This window comes from Methyloceanibacter sp., assembly GCF_050726195.1.
Lineage (GTDB): Bacteria > Pseudomonadota > Alphaproteobacteria > Rhizobiales > Methyloligellaceae > Methyloceanibacter.
The window spans coordinates 1-16,831 of the sequence record NZ_JBOHJC010000017.1 but is presented as its reverse complement, the minus strand read 5'-3'; the positions used below and the strand labels follow the sequence as shown (position 1 = coordinate 16,831).

At 64.1% G+C, this 16,831-nt stretch carries 13 protein-coding genes; 11 read left to right on the top strand and 2 right to left on the bottom strand.

Annotation, left to right across the window (positions count from 1 at the left end):
* Window positions 1-3: 3 nt before the first annotated feature.
* Together ACRECX_RS12220 and ACRECX_RS12215 are read right to left on the bottom strand one after the other, a co-directional pair.
* Entirely contained in the window at window positions 4-918 is a 915-nt protein-coding gene (locus ACRECX_RS12220; RefSeq protein ID WP_431559113.1) for an ABC transporter permease subunit, read from the bottom strand.
* A gap of 112 nt (window positions 919-1,030) precedes the next feature.
* Window positions 1,031-1,270, bottom strand: a complete 240-nt coding sequence (locus tag ACRECX_RS12215) for a CDGSH iron-sulfur domain-containing protein (protein WP_431559112.1) — start codon at window positions 1,268-1,270, stop codon at window positions 1,031-1,033.
* Between the two features lie 311 nt (window positions 1,271-1,581).
* Here ACRECX_RS12215 and ACRECX_RS12210 point away from each other — a divergent pair, with 311 nt between their 5' ends.
* The 11 genes from ACRECX_RS12210 to ACRECX_RS12160 form a co-directional block, all read left to right on the top strand.
* On the top strand, window positions 1,582-4,089 hold the full coding sequence (locus ACRECX_RS12210; protein ID WP_431559111.1) for an acyl-CoA dehydrogenase: 2,508 nt from the start codon (window positions 1,582-1,584) through the stop codon (window positions 4,087-4,089).
* 4 nt (window positions 4,090-4,093) lie between these two features.
* Window positions 4,094-6,091 carry a 3-hydroxyacyl-CoA dehydrogenase NAD-binding domain-containing protein gene (locus ACRECX_RS12205; RefSeq protein ID WP_431559110.1) on the top strand — a complete coding sequence of 666 codons (1,998 nt, stop codon included), beginning with the start codon at window positions 4,094-4,096 and terminating at the stop codon, window positions 6,089-6,091.
* Between the two features lie 24 nt (window positions 6,092-6,115).
* A complete protein-coding gene (locus ACRECX_RS12200) occupies window positions 6,116-7,444 on the top strand; it encodes an acetyl-CoA C-acetyltransferase (RefSeq protein ID WP_431559109.1) in 1,329 nt (442 codons plus the stop codon).
* A 117-nt stretch (window positions 7,445-7,561) separates the two neighbouring features.
* Window positions 7,562-8,677 carry a DUF2147 domain-containing protein gene (locus tag ACRECX_RS12195; protein ID WP_431559108.1) on the top strand — a complete coding sequence of 372 codons (1,116 nt, stop codon included), beginning with the start codon at window positions 7,562-7,564 and terminating at the stop codon, window positions 8,675-8,677.
* A gap of 206 nt (window positions 8,678-8,883) precedes the next feature.
* Window positions 8,884-10,026, top strand: a complete 1,143-nt coding sequence (locus ACRECX_RS12190) for a helix-turn-helix transcriptional regulator (RefSeq protein WP_431559107.1) — start codon at window positions 8,884-8,886, stop codon at window positions 10,024-10,026.
* A complete protein-coding gene (locus ACRECX_RS12185) occupies window positions 10,023-11,162 on the top strand; it encodes a helix-turn-helix transcriptional regulator (RefSeq protein ID WP_431559106.1) in 1,140 nt (379 codons plus the stop codon). Before ACRECX_RS12190 ends, ACRECX_RS12185 begins: the two co-directional genes overlap by 4 nt.
* Window positions 11,159-12,295: a helix-turn-helix transcriptional regulator gene (locus ACRECX_RS12180; RefSeq protein ID WP_431559105.1), complete on the top strand. Its 1,137-nt coding sequence runs from the start codon at window positions 11,159-11,161 to the stop codon at window positions 12,293-12,295. Before ACRECX_RS12185 ends, ACRECX_RS12180 begins: the two co-directional genes overlap by 4 nt.
* 133 nt (window positions 12,296-12,428) lie before the next feature.
* Window positions 12,429-13,700: a calcium-binding protein gene (locus ACRECX_RS12175; protein ID WP_431559104.1), complete on the top strand. Its 1,272-nt coding sequence runs from the start codon at window positions 12,429-12,431 to the stop codon at window positions 13,698-13,700.
* Window positions 13,701-13,835: 135 nt separating this feature from the next.
* Window positions 13,836-14,999, top strand: a complete 1,164-nt coding sequence (locus tag ACRECX_RS12170; protein WP_431559103.1) for a calcium-binding protein — start codon at window positions 13,836-13,838, stop codon at window positions 14,997-14,999.
* A 212-nt stretch (window positions 15,000-15,211) separates the two neighbouring features.
* Window positions 15,212-15,688: a toxin-activating lysine-acyltransferase gene (locus ACRECX_RS12165; protein ID WP_431559102.1), complete on the top strand. Its 477-nt coding sequence runs from the start codon at window positions 15,212-15,214 to the stop codon at window positions 15,686-15,688.
* Between the two features lie 10 nt (window positions 15,689-15,698).
* The coding region (locus ACRECX_RS12160) for a calcium-binding protein (protein ID WP_431559101.1) at window positions 15,699-16,831 on the top strand (1,133 nt) is incomplete at its 3' end.

Genomic DNA, 16,831 nt, shown 5'->3' with positions numbered 1-16,831 from the left:
GCCCTACACCTTCTCCACTTCGGGACGGCCGAGGAGACCCGTGGGGAAGAAGATGAGCACGATGGCGAGCATCGAGAATGCGGCCACGTCCTTGTACTCGATGGTGAAGTAGGCCGACCAGAAGGTCTCGATCAGCCCGATCACGAGCCCGCCCAGCATGGCGCCGGGCAGCGAGCCGATGCCGCCGAACACGGCGGCGGTGAACGCCTTAATGCCGGCGATGAAGCCGATGTAGAAATCTATCACGCCGTAATAGAGGAGGTAGAGCAGGCCGGCGACCGCGGCCAGCGCCGCTCCGAGCACGAAGGTGAGCGAGATGGTGCGGTCGACATTGACGCCCGACAGCGACGCCATCAGCCGATCCTGCTCGCAGGCGCGCTGCGCCCGGCCTAGCGCGGTGCGCGTGATGATGAGCCAGAAAGCGGTCATGAGGACGAGCGTGGTCGCGACGATCAGGATCTGGATGTTGGAGAGGATGACGACGAAATTGTCCTGCTCGAAGACTTTGTAGCCACCTGTGATCACCGGCTGGAGCGGCTTCACGCGCGCGCCCTGCGCCACCTGGATGAAGTTCTGCAGCACGATCGACATGCCGATGGCGGTAATCAGCGGCGCGAGCCGGAACGATTCGCGCAACGGCCGGTAGGCGACCCGCTCCACCGTCCAGCCCCACACTGCGGTCAGCGCCATGGCGAGGATCAGCACGATGAGGAGGGCGAGGGGGACGGCGGTGACGCCGATGGCGATGAGCGCGAGGAAGGCGATCAGTGCGATGAAGGCCCCCACCATGAAAATGTCGCCGTGGGCGAAATTGATCATGCCGATAATGCCATAGACCATGGTGTAGCCGATGGCGATCAGCCCGTAGATCGAGCCCAGCGCGATCCCGTTGATCAGCTGTTGAAGGAAGTACGCCATAAGCATGCCTGCCTCGCCTTCCCCCAATCGGGCATCGCAGACTCAAAGAAGAGGGCGTCCACCCCCCTCGACCACTTCTAGCAAGAAGCCCTTCCCGTGTGCATGCCCAAATTCAGAGCAGCATATGCGAGCCGTCGCAATAAGGAGGGTCGCCGGTGTCCTTGCAGCCGCAGAGCAGCGCAAGCTCGGTGCGCTCTGCCGTGAACATCAGGGGCTCGATGCCGGTCCCGGCGTGCGATCCGTCGCAGAACGGCTGCTTCTGGCTCCGCCCGCAGCGGCACCAGGCGTAGCGTTTACCGGCCTCGAGCTCGACCTGATAGGGGCTGAGCTGCGGGCGTTCTGGCTCCGACATGAGGTTCCCCAGCGTTATTTGGCCAGATTTTGCCACCCCTGGTTAGCTAATCCGGCCTTCGGAAACAAGGAAACGGGCCTCTTCTGTTAATCGGCTCGGTAACACTTCTGCCTAAAATGGGACAGTTCGGACGATTCGGGCGCGCATTCGGCCGCCGCGGAGCCCAGGGAAAAGAGGCTTGAGTCGATGGCCCATCGGGACCATAGAGGGCAAAAACCCGCGCCGGCGCCCCGCGCCGGTCAGAAATCGCGCCGCGCGTTGGTGCCTAGGGTGGGGACGCATCGGACCAAGGCGAGTTTTGGAGGCCACCCGTGTCTGAGCTGATCTTTGCGCTGTTCTCCTTTGCGGCGTTCCTCGCGCTTGCGATGCACCGCGCGCCGCTTTGGACCTGGGCACTTGCCGTCGCGCTGTTCACCTTGAGTTTGCAGATGGGCGTCGGCCAGGGCGAGATCCACGCGCCGGGCTTCCCGCTCTGGGCGCTGCTTGGCTGGATCGTCGCCGGGCTTCTGTTCGCCGCGACCTTCCCCGAGATCAAGCGGAAGTACATCACCTTGCCGGCCTATCGCGCGCTAAAGCGCGCCATGCCCGCCATCTCCGAGACCGAGCGCGAGGCGCTCGAAGCCGGCACCGCCGGCTGGGACGCCGAGTTGTTCTCCGGCACGCCCGACTTCGCCAAGCTTCGCCGCGTGGCGCCAATCACGCTCACCGAGGAGGAGCGCGCGTTTCTCGACGGGCCGACCAACGAGCTGTGCCGGCGGCTCAGCGATTGGCGCATTCGTCACGAACTGCACGACATTCCCGACGACATCTGGCGCTTCGTCTGCGACAACGGTTTTCTCGGCATGCTCATCTCCAAGGAGCATGGCGGCCTGGGCTTCTCGGCGCAAGCGCAGTCGCTCGTGCTCGGCAAAATTTCTTCGCGCAGCCCCGATGCGGTCACCATCGTCATGGTGCCGAACTCGCTCGGCCCCGGCGAGCTGATCGAGAAGTACGGCACCGAGGAGCAGAAGGCGCGCTTCCTGCCGCGGCTCGCGCGCGGGGAGGAGATTCCCTGCTTCGCGCTGACCGGGCCGTTCTCTGGCTCCGACGCCGCCTCGATGCGCGACGTCGGCGTGGTCACGCGCGGCATGCATGAGGGCAAGGAGACACTTGGGCTGAAGCTCACTTGGGACAAGCGCTACATCACGCTTGCCCCGAAAGCGACCTTGCTCGGCCTCGCCTTCCGTCTGTTCGACCCCGACAACCATCTCGGCCGTGGCGAGGACATCGGCATCACCTTGGCGCTGATCCCGACCGGCCACCCAGGCGTCGAGATCGGCCGCCGGCATCTGCCGGGCGGCTCCGCCTTCCCCAACGGTCCCACACGCGGCCGCGACGTGTTCGTGCCCATCGACTGGATCATCGGCGGGCCGGAGCGCGCCGGCCAGGGCTGGCGCATGCTGATGAGCTGCCTCGCGGCCGGGCGCTCCATCTCGCTGCCGGCGACCAGCGCGGCGGCGGCCAAGGCCATGGCGCGGCGGAGCACGGCCTATGCGCGCATCCGCAAGCAGTTCGGCCTGCCCGTCGGCTTCATGGAAGGCGTGGAGGAGCCGCTCGGGCGCATCGTCGAGAACGCCTATGGGCTCGAGGCCGCGCGCGCCGTCACCGCCTCGATGGTGTCGGCCGGCGAGAAGCCCGCCGTCATCTCCGCGCTGCTCAAATATGTCTCGACCGAGCGCATGCGGCAGAGCGTCAACGACGCCCTCGACATTCACGGCGGCCGTGGCATCTGCGACGGGCCGTCGAACTACATCCAGGGCGCCTATCAGATGGTGCCGGTCGGCATCACCGTGGAAGGCGCCAATATCCTCACCCGCACGCTCATTGTCTTTGCGCAAGGCGCGCTGCGCAGCCACCCGTATCTCTTCGCCGAGCTCGAGGCGTTGCAAGACCGCGACGAGAAACGCGGCGTCGAAAAGTTCGAGACGCTGTTCGATCGGCACCTCTCCTTCACCGTGTCGAATGCGGGGGGTGCGCTGTTCCACAATGTGACCTTCGGCGCCTTCGCGCCGGCGCCGCCGAACGCCGGCGACGTCTCTCGCTGGTGGCGTCAGCTATCCCGCGCCTCGCGCTCCTTCGCGCTCGTCGCCGATCTCACCGTGGCGCTGCTCGGCGGCGGCCTTAAAGTGAAGCAGAAGATCACCGGCCGCATGGCCGATGCTCTGACTGAGCTTTACCTCCTCTCCACCATCCTCAAGCGCTACGAGGACGACGGCCGCCCCGCCGCCGACCGCAAGGTCGTCGATGTCTGCGCCCGCAATTGCCTCTATCGCTTCGACCAGGCTTTGCGCGGCACGATCGACAATTTCCCGGTGCGAGGGGCGGCATGGCTCATGCGCCCGCTCGTTCTGCCCTTCGGCGTGCGCCGTCCGGCAAGCGACAAAGAGGGCAAGGAGATCGTTCGTCTCGCGCTTCAGCCGGGCGCGTTTCGCGACCGTCTCACCAGAGACATTTTCACCGCCGACAATGCCGGCGATGGACCGGGTCTTCTCGAGGCGACGCTGCTCAAGGTCGTGGCCTGCGAGGAGGCCGAGAAGAAACTCGAACGCGCGATCCGCAAGGGCGACGTGAAGCGTTTCCACGACAACGACTGGATCAAGGAAGCGGAATCGAAGGGCGTGTTGACCGCCGACGAAGCCGGCGATCTCGCCGAGCTTCGCGACATGGTGGCCAAGGTCATCGCCGTCGACGACTTCGCGCCTTCGGAACTCAAGCGCGAGGCCGCGAACCCGCAAGCCGCCAACGACGCGCCCACCCGCCAGCACATCGCCGCCGAGTAGCCTCATGCCGACCACACTTCCCCATCTCAAGGACTGGACCTTCACGGTCGACTTCGAGGGCATTGCCTGGGGGGTCATCGACCGCAAGGGCGAGAACATGAACTCGCTCGGCCGCCGGACCACCGAAGAACTCGGCGAGATCGTCAAGGCGGTCGAGGCGGCGCCGGCCGGCGAGATCAAGGGCCTCGTTCTCATCAGCGCCAAGGAGTCGAGCTTCATCGCCGGCGCCGATATCCGCGAGTTCGGAGGTTTCGACACCGAGGACAAGATCAAGGACGTGGTCAAGCAGACGCTCGAGCTGCTCGACCGCATCGAGCGCCTGCCGGTGCCTGTGGTCGCCGCCATTCACGGCTATTGCCTCGGCGGCGGGCTGGAGCTTGCGCTCGCCTGCGACTGGCGCATCGCCGACCGCGAGGAGGGGACGCGCCTCGGCTTCCCCGAGGTCAAGCTCGGCATCTTCCCCGGCCTCAACGGCACGGTGCGGTCGATTCAGCTCGCCGGCCCGATGGACGCCATGACCGCCATGCTCACCGGCAAGATGCTGCGCCCCACTGCGGCGCGGGCCATGGGCCTCGTCGATCAGCTGGTGCCGACCCGCCATAATCTGCGCTGGGCCGCGCGCAAAGCCGTGCTGCAGAAGCGCCGCTCCAAGGGCGCGCCGTGGTGGAAGAAGCTCATGATGAAGCAGCCGGTGCGCGGGCTTCTGGCCAAGCAGATGCGCGCCAAGACGGCGGAGAAGGTGCGAGAGGAGCACTATCCCGCGCCGTTCCGGCTCATCGATCTCTTCGAGCGCTACGGCGACGACCCGGCGCGCATGCGCAAGGCCGAGACGGAGATGTTCGCGCCGCTGATGGCGAGCGAGACGTCGCGCAATTTGCGCCGTGTGTTCAAGTTGTCCGAGATGCTCAAGGACGCCGCGCCAAAGGACGGCTTCAAGCCGCGCAAGGTGCACGTCATCGGCGCCGGAACCATGGGCGGCGACATCGCCGCCTGGTGCGTCGTCTCCGGCATGCAGGCGAGCCTCCAGGATCTCGATTCCGAGCAGATCAAGAAGGCGCTTGCCCGCGCCAAGGGCCTGTTCAAGAAGCGCCTGCGCAGCAAGACGGCGGTCGATGCGGCCGTGGCGCGCCTCATCCCCGACCCCGAAGGCAAGCACCTCAAGCACGCCGACGTCGTCATCGAGGCCATCGTCGAGAAGCTCGACGTGAAGCAGACCCTGTTCGCCGAGCTGGAGAAGAAGGCGAAGCCGGGCGCCGTGCTGGCTACGAACACCTCGTCGCTCAAGCTCGAGGACATCGCCAAGAAGCTCGCCGACCCGGGCCGTCTCGTCGGCCTCCATTTCTTTAATCCCGTGGCGCAGTTGCCGCTGGTCGAGGTCGTGCGCGGGGAGGGGACGCGCGACGAGGAGGTACGCAAAGCGTGCGCCTTCGTCACCGCCATCGACAAGCTGCCGCTGATCGTCAAGAGCTGCCCCGGCTTCCTCGTCAACCGCGTGCTCGCGCCCTACATGATGCAGGCGGTCCGCCTCTACCAGGAAGGCCAGCCGCGCGAGAAGATCGACCAGGCGGCGCTCAAATTCGGCATGCCCATGGGGCCGATGGAGCTCATGGACATGGTCGGCCTCGACATCTGCAACAAGGTCGGCGAGGAGCTCAGCCTCGGGCCCAAAGGCGCCGGCCAGACCGACAACGTGCTCGCCACGCTGGTGAAGCAGGGCAAACTCGGCAAGAAGACCGGCGAAGGTTTCTATGTTTGGGTCGACGGCAAGCCGAAGCGCGACCAAACGAGCTACGACGACGCCGAGCTTCAGCGTCTTGGCCGCGAGCTGATCAAGCCGCTGCTCGACGAAGCCGAGCGTGCCGCCGCCGACAAGATCGTGGAAGGCGAGGACCATGTCGATGCCGGCGTGATCTTCGGCACGGGCTTTGCGCCGTTCCGTGGCGGGCCGCTGCATCACCGCCGCAGCGAAAACTCTGCCGTGTCCGACAAAGCGGCGGCGTAGAGCACGGGGGCCGGAAGGGACGACATGGCGAAGGCGGGGATGCGGCGCGTTGCGGTGCTTGGCGGGGTACGGATTCCCTTTTGCCGTTCGCATACGGCGTACGCCGAGCTTTCAAATCTCGACATGTTGACTGCGGCGCTTCACGGCCTCGCCGACCGTTTCGCCCTGCATGGCGCGCATATCGACGAGGTGGTGGGCGGCGCCGTGGTGACGCACGCCAAGGATTGGAACCTCGCCCGCGAGGCGGTGATCGGCAGCCCGCTCGCCCCGACTACGCCGGGCATCACCATGATGCAGGCCTGTGGCACGAGCCTGCAAGGCGGACTTGGCCTCGCCGCCAAGATCGCCACCGGGCAGATCGATTCAGGCATCGCCATGGGCTCCGACACGACGAGCGACGCGCCCATCGTGTTCCAGCGCAAATTCGCCCAGCGCCTGGTCCAGGCGTCGCGCGCCAAGAGCCTCGGCCAGCGGCTCGGCGCGTTCAAAGGCCTCATGCCCGGCGAGCTGGCTCCCCTGCCACCCTCGACCTCCGAGCCGCGCACCGGCCTTGGCATGGGCGAGCATTGCGAGCTGATGGCCAAGGAATGGGGCATCACCCGCGAGGATCAGGACCTGCTCGCCTATGAGAGCCACAAAAAGGCGGCTGCAGCCTACGACGAGGGCTTCATGGACGACCTCGTCATCCCGTGCGCCGGGGTGTTCCGGGACAACAATGTCCGCGAGGACATCTCGCTGGAGAAGATGGCCGAGCTGAAGCCGGTCTTCGACAAGATCAACGGCACGATTACTGCCGCCAATTCGACCCCGTTAACCGATGGCGCCGCCACGGTTCTCCTCGCCAGCGAGGAATGGGCGGAAAAGCGCCAAATTCCAATTCAGGCTTATTTAACATTGGGTCGCACTTCTGCCGTAGACTTCGTTCAAGGTGAAGGACTTCTGATGGCGCCGACCGTGGCGGTCAGCGATCTGCTGAAACAGGCCGGTCTTGCGCTTCAGGACTTTGATTATTATGAGATTCACGAAGCCTTTGCTGCGCAGGTGTTGGCCACGCTTAAGGCATGGGAATCAGAGGCTTATTGCTGTGACCGGCTCGGACGGAAGGCGCCCCTGGGGGCCATCGACCGCTCGAGGCTCAATGTCAAAGGGTCTTCGATTGCTTTCGGCCATCCTTTTGCAGCCACAGGCGCACGGATCTTGGCAGTCTTGGCCAAACTCCTGCATAGTGGGAGTGGCCGAAGAGGGTTAATCTCCGTGTGTACGGCCGGCGGCATGGGCGTCGCGGCGATCCTTGAAGGAACGCAGGCGCCTGGCAAGCGGGCCGGAGGCAACAAGGAAATGGGCGCAGCATAAGTGCTCTTACACCGGATCAAAAACAGGGCCCGCAGGGGCCCATCAGGGACAGGGGGCATAAGAGACATTGCCGGGGCGTCGCGTGCGCCTACGGCCCGACCCAAGACGGAGGTGCTTATGAGGCATCATGCGCTGATAGCGGCGATGGGACTTCTGTTTGCCGCGGCCCTTGTCCCTGCGAGTCCCGCTCAGGCGGCGTCAGGCGATCCCACCGGCTTTTGGAAGAAAGCAGATCCCGGCGAGCGGCCAGGCAAGTTCCAGATCTCCAAGTGCGGCTCGGGCAACAGGCTCTTGTGCGCCAAGATCGTCTGGCTTCAACAACCGCTCGACAGCAAAGGGCGCCCGCTCCACGACATCCGCAATGAGAACCCGTCGATGCGCGATCGTCCGATCCTGGGCCTGCCCATTTTCAGCGGTCTGCAGCCCGTCGGCCCGAACGTCTGGAAGGGCAGCATCTATAATCCCGAGGATGGCAACACCTATTCCGTGACGGTGACGCAAGTCTCGCGCAACCAAATCAACGTCAAGGGTTGCAAGGGGTGGATCTTGTGCGGCGAGAGAATCTGGCTGCGCACCACGGGACCGCAGCCTGAGCCTACGCCCGAGCCGGAGGAGCAGATCGAAGCTTCGGCCGAGCCTGAAGCCGCGGCCGCGCAGGCAAGCGCCGCAGGGGCTAAGGCGACGCCACAGGAGAAGGCGCTGTCCGAGGCCGAAATCCTGACGCCCGCCGATGAGGAGGAGACGCAGCCCGGCTTCCAGTACCTCAATGCGTCGGCGAACGCCAACGTCGCAGCCGGTCTTTCCGGCGAGAGCGTGCCGAGCATGTTCACGCTGACGCAGCCCATCGCCTCCGACGCGGCTGGCACGCCGGCCAAAGTTGAGCCCAGCGCCCCACCGCCGAGCGCTTCTGCCGCCACCGAGCCGGCTCCTGCTGCCCAGCCGAGCGCACGCTCTGCTGCGGCGACGCCTGCCGCGCCGCCCGCCAAGCCGCAGAGCATGCAGGCGGCAGTTGCTCCAACGCCGAAGCCGCAAGCCGCAACGGCCCCGTCTACGACGCCGGCAGCGGTTCCGACCGAACCTCAGCCTCTGGCGGAGGATACCGTGGCCCCCGACGGGACGCAGACCGCCGAGACGGCCGTGACCGAGGAGCTTCCGCTCACCCGGCGGCAGCGGCGCGTTATGCGGCGCCAGGGAATACCGCCGGAGGGCGGCCTGTTGCCCTGGCTGCGCTAGCCAGCTGCCCCGGCGCGCAAGAATCAGGGGACACGCCGCGAACGGCGGTATAATTTCCGCGAGCGACCGCGCCTAGCGGTTCGGCCCCGCGCGCCGCTCCTTGGGGAGGGCGCACCGGCCCCCGTCTTCGTCAATGTCCCTGCGGGTATCGACCCGGCCGATCATCCTAGGCAGGATCCGGCATCGTTCGTAGCGCGGTGGTCGGCATGAGCGAGGCAGAGGAACTCTCAAGCCTGATCGGCGGCATCTATGATGCCTCGCTCGACCCGTCACTTTGGCCTCAGGTGTTGAAGAAGACCACTCGCTTTGTTCAGGGCTGGTCTTCTGGACTTCTCTCCAAGAGTCCTGTGAGCCAGTCCGGGATCCTCTATTTCACGGATGGCGTGATCGATCCCCACTACTCCAACCTCTATTTCGAAAAATATGTGAAGCTCGATCCGTCGAACACGGCCCATTTTTTTGCCGAGATCGACGAGCCGATTTGCACGGTGGACTTCACGACTCGCGAAGAATTCGACGCGAGCCGGTTCTACCAGGAGTGGGCCAAGCCTCAGCGCCTCGCCGATTTCATGTCCGTGGTATTGGACAAATCGCCTACGAGCGCGGCGATGTTCGGTACCTTCCGGCACTTCAGCCAGGGGCCCGCCGATATGGAGATGCGCCGGCGCATGCGACTCATCGCGCCGCATGTCCGCCGCGCCGTGGTGATCTCGCGGGTCATCGATCTGAAGACCACGCAGGCCGATACGTTCGCCGAGATGCTCGATGGCATGTCCGCGGGGATGTTCCTCGTCGATGCAAGCGGCCGGATCGTCCACGCCAACGCCGCCGCCCACGCGATGCTGCATGAGGGCAGCTTCATCCGCGCCATCAACGGGCGCCTTGCCGCCAAAGATGCTGATGCCGATCGCACCCTCAAGGACGTGTTCGCCGCGGCTGGCTTCGACGACGCGCATGTCGGCACGAGCGGCATTTCCGTGCCGCTGCTTGCCGCTGGGGGCGAGCAGCTTGTCGCCCACGCGTTGCCGCTGACCTCGGGCATGCGGCGCGACACCGGCAACGCCTATAAGGCCGCCGCCGCCTTGTTCGTCCACAAGGCGCCGCTCGAAGCGCCACCCCCTCCTGAGGTCATCGCCAAGACTTATCGGCTTACGCCGACCGAACTGCGCGTGCTGCTCGGCATCGTCGAGGTCGGCGGGGGTCCGGAAGTCGCCGAAGCGCTCGGCGTCGCCGAGAGCACGATCAAGACACACTTGAAGCGCCTTTACGCCAAGACCGGCACCAATCGCCAGGCCGACCTCGTCAAGCTGGTCGCCAAATTCTCGAGCCCTCTGGTCGGGGGCGCATGATGGAACGCGAGGAGCAACTCTCCGCGCTGATCGGCGACATTTACGACGCGACGCTCGATCCGTCGCTGTGGCTTGGCGTTCTCGCCGGCATCACCGACTTTGTCGGCGGCAAGACGGCCGGTCTGCTCTCCAAAGACTCGGTCAGCAGGATCGGCAATGTCCACTACAACTTTGGCGTCTCCGATCGCTATGTCCAACTCTACCAGGAAACTTACTGGAGATTTGACCCGCTCGCGCCGTTGCTGTTTTACCCGGTCGAGCAGGTCATTGCGATCTCGGACGTAATGCCCTTGGAGGAGCAACGCGAGAGCCGCTTCTATCGCGAATGGGTGCAGCCGCAAGGTTGGATCGATGCGGCGAACGTCATCCTCGAGAAGTCGCCGACGAGCTTTTCGCTGCTGAGCGTCATCCGCAGCGAAGCGCAAGGCGAAGTCGACCCGGACATGCGCCGGCGCATGCTGCTCATTACTCCCCATGTCCGGCGCGCGGTGCTCATCTCCAAGGTGATCGAACTCAAGACTGCCCAGGCCGAGACCTTCGCTAGAATGTTCGACGGACTCTCGGCCGGCATGTTCCTTGTCGATGCGGGCGGCCGCATCGTTCATGCCAATGGGGCAGGGCATGCCATGCTGGCAGACGGCGGCTCTATTCGCGCCGTGAGCGGCCGCTTGGCTCCGGTCGATCCTGATGCCGATCGGACGCTCAAGGATGTTTTCGGAGCGGCCGGGATTGACGACGCGGCGGTCGGGACGAGCGGCATTTCAGTGCCGCTTGGGGCCCACGAAGGCGAGCAGCTTGTCGCCCATGCCTTGCCGCTCACCTCCGGCCTGCGCCGCGAAACGGGCGACGCGCACAAGGCGGTCGCAGCCTTGTTCGTTCATAAGGCGCCGCTCGATAGGCCGCCGCCTCCCGAAGTGATCGCCAAGACCTATAAGCTCACGCCGACGGAGCTGCGCGTGTTGCTTGCCGTCGTGGAGGTCGGCGGCGTACCCATGGTAGCCGAAGCGCTCGGCGTCGCTGAGAACACCGTGAAAACGCACCTGAAGCGCCTTTATGCCAAGACCGGCGCGAGCCGCCAGGCCGGTCTCGTCAAGCTCGTGGCGAAGTTCTCGAGCCCGCTCGTTGGAAGCGCATGATGCCGCGCGAGGAGGAATTATCGGGCCTGATCGGCGGCATTTACGATGCCTCGCTCGATCCGTCGTTGTGGCCAGGCGTGCTCGGTCGCGCCACCAGCTTCGTGCAAGGGTCGGCGGCATCCCTCATTTCGAAGGATGCCGCCAGCAAGACCGGCACGATTTACTATCTGGACGGCGGAATTGATGCACACTACGTGCAGCTCTATTTCGACAAATACGTGAAGCTCGATCCAACCAGCTCCGCCATGCTATTGGCCGAGGTCGGTGAACCCTTGGCCACGGCCGACCTCATTTCCTACGAGGAGTTTATCGAGACGCGTTTCTACACCGAGTGGGTCAAGCCTCAGGGCCTCGTCGATTGCGTCAACGTTATCCTCGACAAATCGGCGACCAGTGTTGCCGTGTTTAACGTATTTCGCCATGAGCAGCATGGCCTCGCTAACGATGAAATGCGCCGGCGCATGCGGCTGGTCGCGCCCCATGTTCGCCGTGCGGTGCTCATCTCCCGTGTGATCGACCTGAAGACCACGCAGGCTGATACGTTCGCCGCGATGCTCGACGGCCTCTCCGCCGGCATGTTCCTCGTCGATGCGGACGGGCGCATCGTCCATGCCAATGCCGCCGGTCATGCTATGCTTGCCGACGGCAGCTTCCTTCGTGCCGTGAACGGACGGCTTGCGCCTGTCGATCCCGACGCCGCGTCCAGCCTGAGGGAAGTCTTTGCGGCCGCAGGCCTCGATGACAGCGCCGTGGGCACGGGCGGCATCTCCGTGCCGCTCACCGCGCGCCAAGGGGAACCGCTCGTCGCCCATGCTCTGCCGCTGACCTCCGGCGCGCGGCGCGACACCGGCAATGCCTACAAAGCGGTGGCGGCGCTGTTCGTGCATAGGGCGCCGCTCGACACCCCATCGCCCCCCGAAGTCATCGCCAAGACCTTCAAGCTGACGCCCAGCGAGATCCGCGTTCTGCTTGCCGTGGTGCAGGTCGGCGGTGTGCTTGGTGTGGCCGATGCGCTTGGCATCTCCGAGAACACCGTGAAGACGCATCTGAAGCGCCTCTACGCCAAGACTGGGCAGAGCCGCCAGGCTGATCTCGTCAGGCTCGTCGCCAAGTTCTCGAGCCCGCTCGCTTAGCCGATCCAGCTTCCGCGCTTATCTTGCGCCTCACCCGAAAGGGTGACGACGCGGGGATGGCATCCCCCTATATCGCCCCCGACAACAGCGCTCGCACCCCAAACCCTGCGCGAGCAAATAGGAGGATGCCTCGATGCCAATAGTGCTGACCACCCAAAACGAATCATCGACGAACAATGCCCACTTTGTTGAACCGAACATCGTCGTCTTCGCCAATAGCAGCAACAACGCCCTAACCAACAACGGCGTACTTTGGACAACGGCCGCCGGCGAGCGCGCGGTCTATTTCAACAGCGCAACGTCGAATGCGACGATAACGAACAATAGCACCGGCTATATCAGGGGTGGCACGTCGGGCGTCACCTTTGAAGGCAATGGCGCAACGATCAACAATGCTGGCGAGATCATCGGCGACCAGGTTGGACTGGAGGTTGTCACCTCGCCCTCGTCGGTCGTCAACGTGACGAACCTCTTTGGCGGCACGATCAAGAGCGGCCAGGTTGGCATCGAGTTCTTTGCCGCCGGCACGTCGCAGATCAACAATGACGGCATCGTCTTTGGCAGCAATACCGGCATTGACTTGCGGGCGGGCACGCTGACAAACAGCGGCGAGGTCGGAGGAGGCATCTTCGGCATCGTGTGTGACGGCGGCGACGCGACGATCGTCAACACCAATTTCGGAGGCATTTTTTCGTCCGGCACCGCCATCGCAGTTTCAGGCGCAAAGGCAACGATCACCAATAACGCCGACTGTCTGATTACCGGCGCACAGGCGGCGATCAAGACGGACGTCGCGGCCCCCGATAGCCGCATTTCCCTAACCAATCACGGCAAGATCGACGGCGATATCAACTGCGCCGCCGCTACCGGCAACGTCAACGACGCGATCCTCAACAAAGGCATAATTAACGGCGATGTCTTTCTCGGCTTCGGCAATGACCTCTTCAACGGCGCCGGCGGAACGTCCGGCAAGGTGTTTGGCTTTGATGGCAACGACACCTTGATCGGCGGTTCAGGCAACGACGTGCTCGATGGCGGCGCCGGCATGGATACGATCAGGGGTGGTCTCGGCAAGGATCAGCTCTATGGCGGCGCCGATCGCGACTTCTTCGACTTCGATTCGATCAAGGACAGCGTGAAGGGCGGGAAGCGCGACGTCATCCACGACTTCGAGCGCGGCACCGACGATATCGACCTCCGCACCATCGACGCCAAGACCGGCGGCGGCAACCAGGCCTTCAAGTTCATCGGCAAGCAGGACTTCCACGACAGGAAGGGCGAGCTCCGCTACGAGGACAAAGGCAACAAAGTCATCGTCCAGGGCGACGTTAACGGCGACGGCAAGGCCGATTTCGAGATCCTGGTGAAGGTCGGGGCGCTCAGCGCCGGCGATTTCCTGCTCTAGGCAAAATCTGCTCCGCGTCACCCAAAAGGGTGACGCGGGCGGCATCGCCTCGACCCCATATCGCCCCTCGACACGAAGCGCCCGCGCAAACCCCTCCCAACCCCGCGCGCGCTTCCGGTCTGAAAGGAGCACACGATGCCAGTGGCCGACACCGACATTTTCAACACGAGCACGCCTGGGATCACCTATGCCCAGGACAACGAAACCTGGACGGTCAACCCCGGCGTTTTCATAAGCGCGAGCGGCGCCGAAGGCGTCTTCAGCAACAAGGCAGGAAGCACGCTTATCAACAACGGCACGATTTTTTCCGGCGAGTACGTCACCGCGGGTGCCAAATTTACCGGCGCCGACAGCAGCATAACGAACAACGACGGCGGCGTAATCGCCGGTCTGACCGGGCTCCACGTGCAGAAGGCGACGACCATCGCCAATCACGGCGAAATCCGCGGTTACTACTTCAGCGGCATCAATTTCGACAAGTCCGCGCAATTTGCGGTGACGAATGACGGCGAAATTCGGGGCAAAACCATTGGCATCTTTTCATTCTCGGACAACGGCGGCACCATCGAGAACGCCGGCCTGATCGAAGGCGGTACTTACGGGATACTTGCTCAGCCCACGGCCGTATCAGCCATCGAAGTCGACAACGCCGCCGACGGCACCATCAAGGGCGACGAAGCGGCGATCTATGCGGGTTTGGGCGTCCGCATCATCCTCGACAATGAAGGCACCATGGCCGGCGACATTGTATGCGACGGAAATAATACCAGCGACGTCGTGCTCAACAAAGGCAAGATCGCCGGTGATGTCCTGCTCGGCTTCGGCAGCGATTTATTCAACGGCACAGGCGGAACATCAGGCAAGGTTTTCGGCGGGTTCGGCAACGACACCTTGATCGGCGGTTCGGGCAACGACATCCTTGATGGTGGCCCCGGCAGCGACTCCATCAGGGGCGGCCGCGGCAAGGACTCGTTGTTCGGTGGGAGTGAGGCCGACCTCTTCGATTTCGATTCGATCAAGGAGAGCGTCAAGGGTTCCAACCGCGACGTCATCCACGACTTTGAGCGCGGCATCGACGACATCGACCTCCGCGGCATCGATGCCAAGAAAGGCGTTTCCAGCAACAACGCCTTCAAGTTCATCGGCAAGCAGGACTTCCACGACAAGAAGGGCGAGCTCCGCTACGAGGACAAGGGCTCGAAGGTGATCGTCCAGGGCGACGTCAACGGCGACGGCAAGGCCGACTTCGAGATCCTGGTGAAGGTGGGCGCGCTTAGCGCCGGCGATTTCCTGCTCTAGCAAAAAATCCGCCGCCATCCCCCGATCGGGGGACGCGGCGCTCATTGGCCAAACCCTACATCGCACGCGATCGAACAACCCCGCGGATCCGGCCGAAAGGCCGGTTTGGGAGGAAATTCAACATGTTAGCTGAAAACTTGCACCACAGAGGGGCGCGCCAAGCGTCCCCAGGGCCAGCGCCGGCGCCCGCCGCAGCGGGAGGGCTGGTCGTCGTGCGGCCCCAGAACGCAGCCTATGCCCTCGGCTTGGCGGTCAACTACCTGATGGCGAGCCCGGCCTTCGCGCGGCAGCCCTTCGGCCACTGGTCGGGCGTGCTCGCAGGCCAGATCAACCGCGGCCACTACCTATTCGCCGTCGAGGACCGCAAGGTCGTCGGGTTCCTCGGCTGGTCATTCGCCGGCAAGAATGCCGCCGAGGCCTGGCTCGCCGGGCGCGCCGTGCCGGCCTCCGACGACAGCCGAAGCGGCGAGATCATGCTGATCAACGCCTGGCAGGCCGACTCGGACGATGCGCGGCGCTTCCTGCTGCATCAGGCGCGCATGATCGGACGGCATTGCTCGGCCGTTTACGCCAAGCGCCACCGGCCCGATGGCTCGTTCCGTCCCATGCGGCTCGCCGTGAACGGCTTCTTGCCGGACCACATCGCGACCGACGCGCTCACCTTTTCCTTCGACACCCTGAAATCATAGGAGCCGACCCATGGCGATCATCAACGGCACGGACAATCCCGAGACCATCAACGCGGACGACGGCGTTACCGAGCAGGTCGATCTCATCCGCGGCCTCGGTGGAAGCGACACCATCTACGGACTTGGAGGAAACGACCGAATCGAAGGCGGCGATGATAACGACACTCTCTACGGTGGGGCCGATAACGACGTCCTTCTTGGCGAAAATGGCGACGACGAGCTGATTGGCGGAGTCGGCGGCGATCAGTTGTTCGGCGGAGAAGGCGACGACACCGCCTCGTACGAGAACTCGGCGGCTGGCGTCACCGTCAATCTTGCGACTGGCGTTGGCTCTGGCGGCGACGCGGAAGGCGACACGCTTTCCGACATCGAGAACCTGAAGGGCTCCGGCCATGCCGACACGCTTATCGGCAACGACCTCGATAACATCTTGGAGGGCGGCGGCGGAGCCGACTTTTTGCAGGGCGGCCTCGGCGACGACACGTACGGCGTGTTTGGCGGTGGGAGCACGATCGTCGAGAATCCCGGCGAGGGCGACGATGTGGTCTTTGCGTTTTTCGAAACTTCAGGCTCGATCAAAGTCCCCAATAACGTCGAAACTCTTGCTGTCATCGGCGGCGGCGACGGCTTGAAAGTCAAAGCCGTTGGCACAAGCGCTGACGACTCAATTCAAGGCGGCTCAATCCAAGGCACAGTTGAGTTCCGACTGAGCGGCCTCGGCGGAGACGACACGCTGATGGGCGGCGAGAAGAGCGATTGGCTGGGCGGCGGTATTGGTAACGACACGCTCGACGGCAGCGATGGCACCGACAAATTGATCGGGTCGCGCGGCAAGGACTCGCTATTCGGCGGTGCCGACCGAGACTTCTTCGATTTCAACTCGATCAAGGACAGCGTGAAGGGTTCCAACCGCGACGTCATCGGTGACTTCGAGCGCGGCATCGACGACATCGACCTCCGCGATATCGACGCTAAGAAGGGCGTCTCCGGCAACAACAAGTTCAAGTTCATCGGCAAGCAGGACTTCCACGACAAGAAGGGCGAGCTGCGTTACGAGGACAAAGGCTCCAAGGTTGTCGTCCAGGGCGACGTCAACGGCGATGGCAAGGCCGATTTCGAGATCCTGGTGAAGGTCGGGGCGCT

Bases quoted from the DNA above. Each gene is read 5' to 3' on its own strand.
- ACRECX_RS12220 (WP_431559113.1), bottom strand. From the start codon at position 918: ATGGCGTACTTCCTTCAACAGCTGATCAACGGGATCGCGCTGGGCTCG.
- ACRECX_RS12215 (WP_431559112.1), bottom strand. From the start codon at position 1,270: ATGTCGGAGCCAGAACGCCCGCAGCTCAGCCCCTATCAGGTCGAGCTC.
- ACRECX_RS12205 (WP_431559110.1), top strand. From the start codon at position 4,094: ATGCCGACCACACTTCCCCATCTCAAGGACTGGACCTTCACGGTCGAC.
- ACRECX_RS12200 (WP_431559109.1), top strand. From the start codon at position 6,116: ATGGCGAAGGCGGGGATGCGGCGCGTTGCGGTGCTTGGCGGGGTACGG.
- ACRECX_RS12195 (WP_431559108.1), top strand. From the start codon at position 7,562: ATGAGGCATCATGCGCTGATAGCGGCGATGGGACTTCTGTTTGCCGCG.
- ACRECX_RS12190 (WP_431559107.1), top strand. From the start codon at position 8,884: ATGAGCGAGGCAGAGGAACTCTCAAGCCTGATCGGCGGCATCTATGAT.
- ACRECX_RS12185 (WP_431559106.1), top strand. From the start codon at position 10,023: ATGATGGAACGCGAGGAGCAACTCTCCGCGCTGATCGGCGACATTTAC.
- ACRECX_RS12180 (WP_431559105.1), top strand. From the start codon at position 11,159: ATGATGCCGCGCGAGGAGGAATTATCGGGCCTGATCGGCGGCATTTAC.
- ACRECX_RS12175 (WP_431559104.1), top strand. From the start codon at position 12,429: ATGCCAATAGTGCTGACCACCCAAAACGAATCATCGACGAACAATGCC.
- ACRECX_RS12170 (WP_431559103.1), top strand. From the start codon at position 13,836: ATGCCAGTGGCCGACACCGACATTTTCAACACGAGCACGCCTGGGATC.